The sequence below is a fragment of the Chryseobacterium gregarium DSM 19109 genome, assembly GCF_000430845.1.
Lineage (GTDB): Bacteria > Bacteroidota > Bacteroidia > Flavobacteriales > Weeksellaceae > Chryseobacterium > Chryseobacterium gregarium.
In genome coordinates, this window is the sequence record NZ_AUMU01000017.1 from 45,144 (window position 1) to 58,258 (window position 13,115).

14 protein-coding genes are annotated in these 13,115 nt (G+C 39.4%); 6 read left to right on the top strand and 8 right to left on the bottom strand.

All coding sequences use genetic code 11. The annotated features are described in order from the left end of the window. Positions 1-4: 4 nt before the first annotated feature. On the bottom strand, positions 5-376 hold the full coding sequence (locus tag H561_RS0117315) for a hypothetical protein (protein ID WP_027388153.1): 372 nt from the start codon (positions 374-376) through the stop codon (positions 5-7). 130 nt (positions 377-506) lie between these two features. Then, positions 507-866 (bottom strand): diacylglycerol kinase, encoded by a 360-nt coding sequence (locus H561_RS0117320; protein WP_027388154.1) that lies wholly within the window; start codon positions 864-866, stop codon positions 507-509. Between the two features lie 79 nt (positions 867-945). On the opposite strand from H561_RS0117320, the gene H561_RS0117325 reads away from it, so the two are divergent. The 4 genes from H561_RS0117325 (at position 946) to H561_RS0117340 (ending at position 6,051) form a co-directional block, all read left to right on the top strand. Further along, entirely contained in the window at positions 946-1,548 is a 603-nt protein-coding gene (locus tag H561_RS0117325; protein WP_155845835.1) for a hypothetical protein, read from the top strand. An 84-nt stretch (positions 1,549-1,632) separates the two neighbouring features. After that, positions 1,633-2,763, top strand: coding sequence for a DNA polymerase III subunit beta (dnaN, locus tag H561_RS0117330; protein ID WP_027388156.1), 1,131 nt, complete (start codon positions 1,633-1,635; stop codon positions 2,761-2,763). Between the two features lie 294 nt (positions 2,764-3,057). After that, positions 3,058-5,460: a phenylalanine--tRNA ligase subunit beta gene (pheT, locus tag H561_RS0117335; RefSeq protein WP_027388157.1), complete on the top strand. Its 2,403-nt coding sequence runs from the start codon at positions 3,058-3,060 to the stop codon at positions 5,458-5,460. 180 nt (positions 5,461-5,640) lie between these two features. Further along, positions 5,641-6,051 carry an META domain-containing protein gene (locus tag H561_RS0117340; RefSeq protein ID WP_027388158.1) on the top strand — a complete coding sequence of 137 codons (411 nt, stop codon included), beginning with the start codon at positions 5,641-5,643 and terminating at the stop codon, positions 6,049-6,051. A gap of 181 nt (positions 6,052-6,232) precedes the next feature. Here H561_RS0117340 and H561_RS0117345 read toward each other — a convergent pair whose 3' ends face one another. The 5 genes from H561_RS0117345 to H561_RS0117365 form a co-directional block, all read right to left on the bottom strand. Next, positions 6,233-6,478: a hypothetical protein gene (locus H561_RS0117345; RefSeq protein WP_027388159.1), complete on the bottom strand. Its 246-nt coding sequence runs from the start codon at positions 6,476-6,478 to the stop codon at positions 6,233-6,235. 201 nt (positions 6,479-6,679) lie between these two features. After that, complete coding sequence (locus tag H561_RS0117350) at positions 6,680-7,570, bottom strand: 3-hydroxybutyryl-CoA dehydrogenase (protein WP_027388160.1); 891 nt, start codon at positions 7,568-7,570, stop codon at positions 6,680-6,682. Positions 7,571-7,592: 22 nt separating this feature from the next. Then, positions 7,593-8,003: a hypothetical protein gene (locus H561_RS0117355; protein WP_027388161.1), complete on the bottom strand. Its 411-nt coding sequence runs from the start codon at positions 8,001-8,003 to the stop codon at positions 7,593-7,595. Between the two features lie 31 nt (positions 8,004-8,034). Further along, positions 8,035-8,913, bottom strand: coding sequence for a CGA/CIA family class A beta-lactamase (bla-A, locus tag H561_RS0117360; protein WP_027388162.1), 879 nt, complete (start codon positions 8,911-8,913; stop codon positions 8,035-8,037). A gap of 64 nt (positions 8,914-8,977) precedes the next feature. Further along, on the bottom strand, positions 8,978-10,699 hold the full coding sequence (locus tag H561_RS0117365; RefSeq protein ID WP_027388163.1) for a cellulase family glycosylhydrolase: 1,722 nt from the start codon (positions 10,697-10,699) through the stop codon (positions 8,978-8,980). Positions 10,700-10,896: 197 nt separating this feature from the next. Between H561_RS0117365 and H561_RS0117375 the strand changes: the two genes are divergently transcribed. Together H561_RS0117375 and H561_RS0117380 are read left to right on the top strand one after the other, a co-directional pair. After that, positions 10,897-11,442: a Crp/Fnr family transcriptional regulator gene (locus H561_RS0117375; protein WP_051349432.1), complete on the top strand. Its 546-nt coding sequence runs from the start codon at positions 10,897-10,899 to the stop codon at positions 11,440-11,442. 51 nt (positions 11,443-11,493) lie between these two features. Beyond that, positions 11,494-11,847, top strand: coding sequence for a bleomycin resistance protein (locus tag H561_RS0117380; protein WP_027388165.1), 354 nt, complete (start codon positions 11,494-11,496; stop codon positions 11,845-11,847). Positions 11,848-12,054: 207 nt separating this feature from the next. On the opposite strand, the gene H561_RS0117385 is transcribed toward H561_RS0117380, so the two are convergent. After that, positions 12,055-13,017 (bottom strand): Gfo/Idh/MocA family protein, encoded by a 963-nt coding sequence (locus H561_RS0117385; RefSeq protein ID WP_027388166.1) that lies wholly within the window; start codon positions 13,015-13,017, stop codon positions 12,055-12,057. Positions 13,018-13,115: the final 98 nt, after the last annotated feature.

Here is a 13,115-nt window from a genome sequence, read left to right on the forward strand (position 1 = left end):
CGTATTAGTTTTTAGAATTTTGATTGATTTTTTCAAGTTTTTCATTGTAAACCTTTACAGCCCAGGTAAGGATTTTATCACGATCTCCTTCTGTGGTTTTTGCAATTTCTTTATCCGTAGTGCCTGTAGATTTTATTAATTCTAAAGCTGATGGAATAAGGATATCTTTTCTTCTGTCACTGAGTTCTAAAGATTGTTGGGTTCTCAACTCTTCCGGAGTGGCACGGTTTTCAGGTTTTGAAAGGCTTTTTATTGATCTTTCAAAGTTTAAAACCTGTTCACTCTTTGTAGTCTGGTAAGGATCAATTACTGAAGTTTCGGTACTGCACGAAATAAATGCTGACAGCAGTACTGCATAAAGAAATTTGTTTTTCATGATATTATTATGATTTAGTTAAAAACAAATATATTAAAATTTATCTTAATAAAGTGAAAAAATGAATAACATATATAGTATCCATTTGTAAAAATGTATTAAAATGAAATTTAAATTGATGTATTGATAATTAATTTGAAGAAATATATTTTGGATATATGATAATTGCCACAATAACAGCAAGGATAGCTGCCAAAACAACCGCTCCTGCAGAAATATCCTTAATAAATCCAACTCTTGTATCAAATTCAGGCTGGATTATATCACAGATCTTTTCAATTGCCGTATTAAGAATTTCCGCAACCAGGACGCCGAAAGAAACCACCAGAATACAAACGGCATCGGCAGATGAAAGTTTCAGGTAAAAAATCAGAAAAAGATTAATCAGGAAAGCCGAAACTTCAATCTGAAAATTCCGTTCACTTTTCATCATCAGGAAAATACCCCGGAAAGCATTAAGGAAACTTTTATGGATAGGCGGTTTGCGCATTGCTTAATTTTTACAAAGATAACAAGTATTTTAAGGGTAATTATTTTATAAGGTTATCTTTGGATAATATAATACCGTCATGATGAAAAAAACAGGGATTTTTTTAGCCGCTTTGCTATCGGTTTTAGGGTTTTCCCAGGATTACAAAACCAGGATTGCCAAAACTACCTGTGAATGCTTTACCCAAGCCAAGGCAGGGAATCCTGATGCAAAGACTCTGGAGATAAAACTGGGGCTCTGCATTATACAGGGAGCCCAGCCGTACGCTGAGGAACTTAAAAAAGATTATAATCTGGATATACTCCGGGATGATTCTTCGGAAACAGGAAAACTCGTGGCCACCTGGCTCATGAAAGAATGTCCGGATACTTTTATTGAGGTTTTCAAACTCGGTGAGAATGATAAAAACAAAGAAAGCCGGCATTCAGAATTGCTCATCAGCGGTACGGTTATAAAAATAGAGAAAAATAATTTTGTGGTTTTTCACATGGCTGGGGATAATAGAATCCTGAATAAGCTGTATTGGGTGTTTCCGGTAGAATCCAATCTGGACCTGCCGAAGGAATACAGCGCCCTTTTACATAAAAAAGTAAATGTAAGCTATTATCCGGGTGAGATTTTTGATGCCGGAATTAATGACTACAGGAAAGTAAACATAATCTCAGTGCTGAAAACAGATTAATGATCTTTGTGAAAAACTCCTTTGATTATTTCTTCTTAATCTATTTTCTATTTATTATATTTGTAAAAACTTATTTTTAAATCTATGAAATTTATTATTTCAAGTGGTGAACTGCAGAAAGCTTTGCAAACTGTAAGTGGCGTAATATCAAGTTCTCAGTCGAGACCGATTTTAGAAAACTATCTTTTTGAGTTAGACGGCAATAATGTTACCATTACAGCATCTGATGGCGAAACGACTCTGGTAACCTCTCTTGATGTAAAGTCTGACGACAGCGGCAAATTTGCTGTCCCTGCCAAGATTTTTCAGGATTTCATCAAGACGTACGGAGAACAGCCGCTTACACTGGCGGTAAGAGACAATGCAGAGGGAACGGGAAGCCAGCTTGAGATCTTAGATGAAAAAGATAATTTTGCCGTGGCCCTGGATAATGCAGATGATTATCCGGAACTTCCGGAATTTGATGCGGCCCAGAGTGTAACCATGTCGGCAGGCGTTTTGTCTGATGCATTGGCCAATACGCTTTTTGCTACCAGCAACGATTCGCTCCGTCCGGTAATGACAGGGGTACTGTTCCAATTCGGGGAAAATGAAACCAATTTTGTTTCTACCGATTCCCACAGGCTGGTCGTGTACAAAAGAACGGATCTGATGAATGCCGAGCCGATGGAATTCATTATGCCTAAAAAGCCTCTGAATATTTTCAAAAATATTCTGGCGAGTTCAAATGAAGACGTAACCATCGATTTCAATGAAAACATGGCCAAGTTTACTTTCGGAAAGCATATCTGGATCTGCAGGCTGATTGACGGGAAATACCCGAACTATACAGCGGTAATTCCTAAAGAAAACCCGAATGTACTGACCATTAACAGGAATCTTTTGTTAGGTGCTATCAAAAGGGCATCGATCATGTCTAATAAATCCACCAATCAGGTACGTTTTAAACTGTCTGCCAATATTCTCCACCTTCATGCAGAAGATACGGAATATGCAAACAAAGCAGATATGCAGATCCCTTGCGACTATAACGGTGAAGATATCAATATCGGGTTCAGCTCCAAGTTTTTAACGGAAATGTTAACCATTCTGGGATCAGACGATATCACGATGAAAATGTCCCAGCCGAACAGGCCGGGAATTATCGAACCTCTTGACGGTCTTGAAGAAAACGAAAACATCTTAATGCTCTCAATGCCGGTGATCGGTTTGTAGTACAGTAAGAAAGAAATATAAAATAAAGAAGAGGTTTTGAGATTCAAAGCCTCTTTCTTTTTGTAACAGGTTAGCTTAAATATAATAATCCTGCAGGCCATCAATGAAAGCTGTATTTTCAGTCTTTGGTAAACCGATTGATATCTGAGGACTTAAAGAATGTATCCATCAGCAAATCTGACGATGCAAACATCAAAACTATTTGTTTTATAACCCTTAAAATTTCTCTGTTTCTCAAAAAAACACGACATTTGTAACTCGAAAAATTCAAATAAAATTTTCAAAATATATTCAATGAAGATATCAAACAACTGGCTTAAGGACTTTATCAAAACAGAAATCAAAACGGAAAGAATCGGTGAGTTTCTTACAGATATAGGTCTTGAAGTTGAAGGGATAGAAAAATTTGAAAGTATACAAGGCAGTCTGGAAGGAATTGTGGTTGGAAAGGTTCTGACCTGCGAAAAACACCCGAATGCAGACAAACTGAAAAAAACGACGGTCGATGTAGGAAACGGAAAAGTACTGCACATCGTATGCGGAGCTCCTAATGTGGAAGCCGGACAAACAGTACCTGTCGCTGTTGTAGGAACGAAGATTTATGATAAAACCGGGAATTTTTTCGAAATCAAAGAGGCAAAGATCAGAGGCGAAGTATCTCAGGGAATGATCTGCGCAGAAGATGAGCTGGGACTAAGCAATGACCACGGCGGGATCATGGTTCTTGATGAAGAAAAATTTGAAACCGGGAAAAAGTTTGCTGATTATTTTGAATTGACCAGCGATGAGGTTTTCGAAATCGGTCTGACACCGAACAGGACAGATGCTATGTCGCATTATGGGGTGGCCCGGGATCTGAACGCTTTCCTTTCTACCAACCAGCAGAAAGCCGAATTTGAAAAAGTATCCTCTGTTGCCTTAAGCAGCGAAGGGACCCATGATTTTACGCTGCAGGTTGAAGATGCTGAATTGTGTCCGAGATACATCGGAGCTGTTATTGAAGGGGTAAAAGTTACCGATTCGCCGGATTGGCTGAAAGCCAGGCTGAGAGCCATTGGGTTAAGCCCTATCAATAACATTGTAGATATCACCAATTATATCCTTCACGGCTACGGACAGCCGCTTCATGCTTTTGATGCAGATAAGATAGCAGACAGGAAAGTGAAAGTGGGAACGGTAGTGGAAGGAACGAAATTCACTACGCTGGATGGCGTGGAAAGGACTCTGAACGGTTCCGAGATCATCATCAAAGACGGAAAAGATAATCCGATGTGTATTGCCGGCGTGTTCGGGGGTGCAGATTCCGGGGTTTCCGGTGAAACAAAAACCCTGTTTCTGGAAAGCGCCTATTTCAATCCGGTGGCCATTAGAAAAGCGGCTAAGTTCCATGGCTTGAATACGGATGCTTCTTTCAGGTTTGAAAGAGGCGTTGATCCGAACATCACCAGAACAGCCATTACGCACGCCATCAAGCTGATCCAGGATCTGGCGGAAGGAAAGCTGTCAGGAGATCTGCTGGAAGAATATCCGAAAAAAATAGAAGACAGCTATGTGATCATCAGGTTCTCGAAGATCGAACAGATTTTAGGGACGAAGATCCACAGGGAAAAAGTAAAGGAAATCCTTAAAGCGCTGGATATCCAGGTGCTGAATGAGATCCAGAACGGACTGGAAATCTCCGTTCCGGCTTACAGGGCTGATGTTACGCGGGAAATTGATGTTATTGAAGAGATTCTGAGGATTTACGGCTATAATAAAATTGACGCTCCGCAGAAAATATCCTTTACTCCGGTTAAATTAAACGCCCAGGATCAGGACGAGTTGGAAAATAATTGGGCCAGAACTTTACAGGGGTTGGGCTTTAACGAAGTGATGAATAATTCACTGACTTCCGTAAAAGATGAAACCGATGCCGTAAAGCTGCTGAACCCTCTAAGCAATGATCTTGCATTTATGAGGAAGTCTTTGCTGGAAGGCCTTTTACAGAATGCCATCTACAATATCAACAGGAAGAATCAGGATATCAAGTTTTTCGAATTTGGGAAAATTTATCATAAAAGAGAAAAATACGAAGAAAGAAAACAGCTGGCCCTGCTGGTTTCCGGGCGAGAAGTGTCAGAAAACTGGCTGCAGCCGAAATCTGCAACAGGATTCTACAACCTGAAAGCATATGTAAAAGTCTTACTGGAAAAATTAGCCATCGATTATAAAGAAACCGCTTTGTCTGATGAAAGGTTCTCCGATGCTCTGGCTTATGAAGCAGACGGAAAAGTTTTGGTAAGAATCGGGAAGGTAGCGCCTCAGATGCTGAAGGATTTCGATATCGACCAGGAATGTTTCTATGCTGAAATTGAGCTGGAATATGCACAGGAACTGCGTTCTGAAAATGAACTGAAATTTAAAGATATTCCGAAATTCAACAAAATCAGAAGAGACCTGGCATTGCTGATTGATAAGAATGTCAATTACGAAGATCTTTATCAGGCAGCCCGGAAAAACAAATCCCCTTATCTTAAAGGTATCAACTTATTTGATGTGTATGAAGGTAAAAACCTTCCTGAAGGCAAGAAATCTTATGCGATGAGCTTTGAGCTTCTTAATGAAGAGAAAACCCTTGAAGAGAAAGAAATCACAGCGGTTATGGATTCTCTGGTTAAATCTTTCCAGAAAGAATTCAATGCAGAACTGAGAGGATAGTTTAATGTTAATAATCAGGATTAAAATAAATCAATATAAACGGGCTTCGGCCCGTTTTCTGTTTTTAGCACTGAGCTGTATTTCCGGAAATAATCCTTCTTAAAAAAACAATAAAATCTCCTGAAGGCCGTTTAATAATAGAATATTTACGTAAATTTGATTTAAATCAAAAAGGAAAAAATGAAAAATCTTTTTTTTAGTATATGTACGGCAGTCGTTTTGGTTTCCTGCGGAACCATGACCAGTTCTTCTGCTTCTAAAGTAGGGAAGGCCCAGCCTTCTTTAACAGGGACGAAGTGGGCCTTAGCCGATAATGTAAAAGGAAAAATCCCGACCCTGAATATTGACGGTGAAAAGATTAACGGGAACACCGGATGCAACAATTATTTCGGGACGGCAAAAGTTGATCCCTCTGCAGGTAATTTTTCGGCCGGACAGATGGGGTCTACCAAAATGGCGTGCGATAACATGAGCGTAGAAAGAAACTTTATGGATATGATGGCGAAAGCGAATAAATATGTCCTTACCGGAAGCGTTCTGGAACTTTATCAGGACAACTTATTGCTGTTAAAATTCAATAGAGCTGAATAATATAATTCAAGTTAAGGATTAATATATAATAAAAGAGCTTGGATCTATGATCCGAGCTTTATTTGTGTCATTATGAGAAAGCCAGTTTTTAATCAGGATGATTTCCTAACATCATTGTGATTAAAAAATAAAAGGAACTCAGTGGCTGAGTTCCTTTTTTATGTTTAGAATGGATTGATTACTATTCTCCTTCTTCCTCTTCTTCGTCGTACTTAGCCAACTCTTCATCACACCATTTGAATGCAGCTTCCACTACTTTTGTAGCCTCATCTGCCATGGTCTCTTCATCATCTCCTTCCAGATCATCCAGCCATTCAACCTCTTCCTCCTCAACATTCAGGATAAATCTCGGATATTCAGTATGAACTACGAATAAATCTTCTGGAAATTCCGAATTATCTGCTAATAAAAACTTTGGTAATTTCATTTTTTTTAATGTTTTAACTTTGAATCAAAGATAATAAAATTATTGGTATTTGTTCTTGTTGATCTTAATTTTTTGCAAAACTTTATACCTTGTTAATCTAGCCTTTTTACGGCTGTCTTCCGGTTTGAAAGTAAGAGATTATAGTACTTATTAGGCACCAGCTGAACTATAACTTACAACCCCAGACTTAGAACTTAATGATTATTTTGAAAACATTTTTGACACTTTTTCCGCCTTTTTGCTTTCAGAATAATCGTAGAAACCTTCTCCGGATTTCACGCCTAATTTTCCGGCCATGACCATATTAACCAGCAGTGGGTTCGGTGCATATTTAGGATTTTTAAAACCGTCATACATTACGTTCAGGATGGCTAAACAGACATCAAGGCCAATAAAATCGGCCAATTGAAGCGGTCCCATCGGATGGGCCATTCCCAGTTTCATCACGGTATCGATTTCTTCTACACCTGCTACGCCGTTATAAAGCGTCTCAATAGATTCGTTGATCATTGGCATCAGGATCCTGTTGGCTACAAATCCCGGATAGTCATTTACTTCTACAGGAACCTTTCCTAAGGTTCTGCTCATTTCATACACGGCATCAAAAGTTTCTTTGGAAGTAGAATAGCCCTTGATAATTTCCACCAGCTTCATAATCGGTACCGGATTCATAAAGTGCATCCCGATGACCTGGTCAGGCCTTTTCGTGGCAGCAGCAATTTTGGTGATGGAAATGGATGAAGTATTGGTAGCCAAGATACAGTTTTCAGGCGCAAATTCGTCCATCTGCCCGAAAATTTTCAGTTTCAGTTCCTGGTTTTCGGTAGCCGCTTCAACAACAAGGTCAGCATTACCGACCGCATCCCGAAGGGCTGTGAAGGTTCTGATGTTTCCTAACGTTTCCGCTTTTTTTTCTTCTGTAAGGTTTCCTTTTGCAATTATCCTGTCAAGATTGGTGGTAATGGTTTTCAGTCCTCTGTCTAAAGCTTCCTGTGAAACGTCTACCAGGTTTACGGCAAATCCGCTTTGTGCAAAAGTATGGGCGATCCCATTTCCCATGGTTCCTGCTCCGATAACTACAATGTTCTGAATCATTTTTCCTTATTTAATTAAATTATTTTTTATAAACCGTTAAGTTTTTTGCGTTGGCAAGGTCTGCTTTTTTAAGCGTTTCAGCCTGATCAAAATTCACCATTCCGTCACTGTTTTTCTTTCTGGAATTATTCTGGGTATTAATGGTTGATTTTAATCCCGTAATAAACTTTGCTTTTTGGGTTCTTGAAAGTCTGTCCGTTCCTACATACAGGTTGTATTCCCCTTCTCTTCCGAGACCGCTCTGCCTGTAGACTTCCAGTGCCTTTATTCTGTTTTTCTTTTGAAAGCGGTTAAGGTAATCCATCACGGGCTTATCGGAAGGCGTTCCGCAGCAGACGCTTGAATAGCCGATCTGCAGGTAGTTTTCACTTTTCTGGGCAAAGAAAAAGGTACTGCTGAATAATGCTATTGCTACTATTAATTTTTTCATAATAAATCGGTTTAAAAATAAGCTTAAAATTTTAATTATTAAAATAATCCCAGACGGTCTTTGAAATATCTGAAATCATTTTACAGTTCACAGCATCCGTTTCCGTTGAATTACTGACCAGTACAGCTATTGCATAATGCCTGCCATCGGGTAAAGTAATGATCGCAATCTCATTTTCAGCACCTGTTAAGCCTGCATTATTCTTTCCGGAAGCTCCCGTTTTCCTTGCCACAGGCGTATTTTCCGGAAGCTGTTCGATCAGTTTGTTTTTTCCGGTAGAGGTGGAGAACATAACCTTCATCAGATAATCCGTGGACTTTTTGGATAATAATTTCCCGTCATAGAACTTTTTCAGGACATCAACCGCCGATTTTGCAGTGGTATAATTTTCATACTGGGCATTCCAGTCTTTGTGCATTTCCGCTTCGTTATATTTGATCCGGAACCCTTTTACTCCTTTTGAATCCATGAATTTCTGAACGGTCTCAGTACCTCCAAGTAATTTAAGTAAGATATCGCAGCCGTTATTGTCACTTTTGGCTACAGTATATTCCAATATTTCACTCAAGGCTACTTCTGCATTCTTACCGGAATATTTGTCGCGTAGCGGCGACCATGTATTTTCCATCAGGTTAGAGGCATCCAGTGTTACTTTCTGGTCCAGGGAAAGTTTTCCTTTGTCCACAAAGTCCAGGACGGCTGCGGCGATGTGAAATTTAAAGACACTTTGCATCGGAAGCTTTTTATCTGCATTTTGATGATAGCTGAAACCATTTTCGAAATTTAGGACAGAGATTCCTGCCGTTGCGTTTTTACCTTTTACGATAACATTTATTTTTTCTGCCAGTACAGATTGCTGGGCAAAAGAAAAGGCTGAAATCAGAAGAAAGATTAGTCCCGTTTTTTTCATAATATTTGTTTAAAAATAAATCCCTTTCAGTTTCTGAAAGGGATTTGCAATTTAAGGTTTTTTCTTATTTCAATTCGAAATAATTCAGGCTGACACCGCCATTCTCAAAATAGATGCGGATTTTATTCTCGCCTTTCTTCAAGCTGATTCCTTTTGCAGATATGGTTTTCCATACTTCATTTCCTCCTGTTTGAGGCAATGCAACAACAGCCAGGGGTTTTCCGGAAGCGTTCTCAATCCTTACTTTTGCATCATTAATGGCTGCATAGTTTATGGCGAAAGTGTAGGCTTTATCCGCTTTAGCATGAATGGTGTACTGAAGCCATTCCCCGCTTTCCGTTTTTCCTACGTAATATTGGTCGTCTTTCGTTTGGTAAATATCCACTCCGTCATTCCTCAGCTGGTTTCCGGAATTCCATTCAGACCTTTTGGCAGGGTCGCTCACCCAGAGATTGACAAAATCTTTGTCCTGATAGGCAGAACCGATTCTTCCCAGGTCATAATCCGTTGCGGAGATCTTTCCCGGGGCCTGATGATTTTTAAAAGGCTTTGTACTGCTGTCAGTAGTCTGTCTGAATAGGGCATCGATCACATCATTTTTGATTTCAACATTGCTGAACTTATAATTTTCCGCGATCTGCATCAATGCTTTTTCTGCGAATGTCTTTGAAGGTTTTTCGCCTCCGTTTTTCCAGTAATTCAGCAGCTTCTGGTATTCAGGCGTGATTTTTACGTTGGTGATCCCGGCAATATTATCAATCTTTTTCATCGGCCAGAAGGCATAACCGATATTGTGTTTATCGAGGAGCTGAATCAGTTCCGTAAACCAGACATTGGAATTTTCCCCGGTTTCTCCCAGCCAGACCGGTATGTTGTGCTTTTCCCTAAGGTCTAAAACAGATTTTAGTGTGGCATCATCGTTATTGTTCCAGTATTTATGAAAACTGAAAACCATATTGCTGTCCCAAAGAGGTGTCAGCCCATTATAATTATTGCCCCAAGCATTGCCTTCGATAATGATGATATGCTTTTTGTCAACCTCACGGATAGCCTGGGTAATATCCTTCTGCAGCTTCCATAGCGGTGCATTGGACATTTCATCCGTTCCGTTCGGGTTTTTTCCGGTGAAATTGATATTCGGTTCGTTGATCAGGTCATAGCCTCCGATCCACGGCTCATCTTTATACCGTTCCGCCAGCTTTTTCCAGAGGGCCACTGTTTTTTTCCGATTGTCTTCACTTTCCCAGAGGGACGGTTTCGTTTTGTCATTGTCAGAAATATTCACGTCATTGCCCTGTCCGCCTGGCGCCGCATGAAGATCCAGGATCAGGTACAACTTATTGTCGGCACACCACTTCAGAAGATCGTCGGTCATTTTAAATCCTTCTTCCAGCCAGGTATTCTGGCCTTTTACCGGTTCTTTTTCAATCGGTAAGGTGTACAGATTGTAATGCATCGGAAGCCTTATTGAATTGAATCCCGCTTTTTTCAGAAAATCAATATCCTGTCTGGTAATCCCGTTTTTTAAATAAGCTTTGTAAAAACGTTCCATGTCGTCTTGTCCGATCAGTTCTGCGATTTTTTCCTTGATTTTATATTGCGGACCGGCAAAATCAGCAGTCTTCAGCATATAGCCTTCCTGCAGCATCCATCCGCCCAGACCGAGGCCCCGAAGCTGGATATTTTCACCTTTATCGTTAATAATTTTCTGGCCGCTGGTCTTTAATAACTGTGATGTCCCAAATTGAGACAATAATAAAGCGGATAATAGAATAGTTCTTTTCATAGATGTTTAATTATTTGGATTGTAGGGGATTGTTTAGAATTTTATTGTTAAGTAATGACAAATATATTTAAAATTACCAAATACTTTGTCAAAAAATTAAATCCGGATTCTATTCTGCGGGTAGAAGCTTCAAACTCATTCCGGAAAAAGAGAAAATGATTAATTTAGCAGGAATATTTTTAATTTTATGTAAGAAGATGCTGAAACAACTGGGAAACTTTTCGGACGCAGAAACAGAACTGCTCAATAACAGTTTGCGCAAAACATATTTGGATAAGAATGAAATTTTAGTTGCAGAAGGTGAAGTTTCAAAATCTGTATATTTCGTTGTGAAAGGTTCTTTTTACCAGTTTTTTAATAATCTGGACCGTGAAGAAGAGGTAATCACAGATTTACATATTGATAATGAATGGATGTTTAATGGTGAAAGTCTCATTAATCAGATCCCATCAAAGGCAGCCATTATGTCTTTTGAACAGTCGGAAGTGTTGGAGCTGACACTGGAACACCTTCACCGGCTTATTGCGGTTTCCCAGAAATTCCTGCAGTTTAATAAACTTTTCAACCTGTCGCATTCCAAAATGGTTTTCTATGACGGGAACCTGAATCCTGCTGAAAAGTATGACTATATTTTGAAAACGAAGCCCCGGCTTTTGCAGGTATTTCCACTGACGATGATTGCTTCTTACCTGAAGATCAGGCCTGAGACTTTAAGCCGGGTAAGGGCCAATGTTATTATTTGATTTTGATCAAGTATTACTGTTATATATTATATTCATCTTTGAAGAAAAAAGATGATGACATCAATCATTCCGAAATTGCCGATGCGCAATAAGGAACTAACCAGAAATTTTTATGAAAATTTAGGATTTAAAGCCTCTGAAAATGATTTCCCCGGCTATCTCATGATGAAGAACGAAACCTTGGAAATCCATTTTTTTGAATTTGCGGATTTGATTCCCGCTGAGAATTACGGCCAGGTTTACATACGCAGTTCAGAGATAGAAACACTCTACAAAAGGTATTTGGAGCGAAATATTGAAATTCATCCGGCAGGAAATCTCGGCAAAAAATCATGGGGACAAAAAGAATTTTCAATACTGGATCCGGATAAAAATTTAATAACATTTGGCCAGACATCGGAATAATAACGATGCCTGATGAAAGGCTAGATCTAGTGTATGAGCCTGTTTAATATTGAAAATTTGTCAATATTTTGCAGTTTAATCGTTAATTTTATTCCCGCAGATTTTTAGATTGAGCAGATTTAAATGCATATAAAAATCTACGGGAAATTATTTTTTTGAAATAAATGTAAACAGGCTCTTATTAAGATCAATATCATTATTTTGGAATCACGAAATCAGTTCCATAATTTTCAGGGCCACTTTCAGGGCTTCCGTACCGTCTTCAAGGGAAACTTCGACATGCTTATTTTCGGTAATGGAGTCTGCAAAAGAATTCAGCTCATCAAGAATCGCATTGTTCGGCTGGATGTCCGGGTATTCAAACAGGATCTGATTTTTTTCGCCCTCTGCATTTTCAATAATCATATCAAACGGGGTAGGGTGTTCAGGGGCGTCTTTCATCCGGATCACTTCTGCTTTCTTTTCCAGGAAATCAACTGAGATATAAGCATCTTTCTGGAAAAACCGGCTTTTTCTCATGGCTTTCATGGAAATCCTTGAAGTGGTCAGGTTTGCCACGCATCCGTTTTCAAACTCAATTCTGGCGTTGGCAATATCCGGGGTTTTGCTGACTACGCAGACACCGCTGGCATGGATATTTCTGACTTTGGATTTCACAATGCTTAATAAAATATCGAGATCGTGGATCATCAGGTCCAGCACCACGGAAACATCGGTCCCGCGGGGATTGAATTCGGCCAGTCTGTGGATTTCAATAAACATCGGGTTCTGGATATACTCTTTGGCTCCGATAAAGGCGGGATTGTATCTTTCAACGTGCCCGACCTGCGCTTTGATATTGTTTTCCTGACACTTTTGAAGGATTTCTTCAGCCTGTTCCAGCGTCTGTGTTACCGGTTTCTCAATAAAAAAATGAAGTTTTTTTTCAATAGCCTTCAAAGCATAATCGTAATGGTAGAGGGTCGGCGTCACGATATCCAGCACATCGATCTGATCCAGGAGATCATCAAAATTTTCAAAATACGGATATCCGAATTCGGCTTCCAGTTTTCTGCCGTTCTCTGCATCCTTGTCATGGAAACCTACGAATTCATATTGATCCGACTGATTCAGAAGCCTTAAGTGGATCTTGCCCAAATGTCCTGCTCCTACCAAACCTGCTTTTAACATAGCTGTATTAAATTTTTGTAAATATAATCAATTTAGGGGTTCGGCAAGAGATGATAGGTTTTAGGTTGACCGGTACCGATTGTTTTTTTACTTTTGCA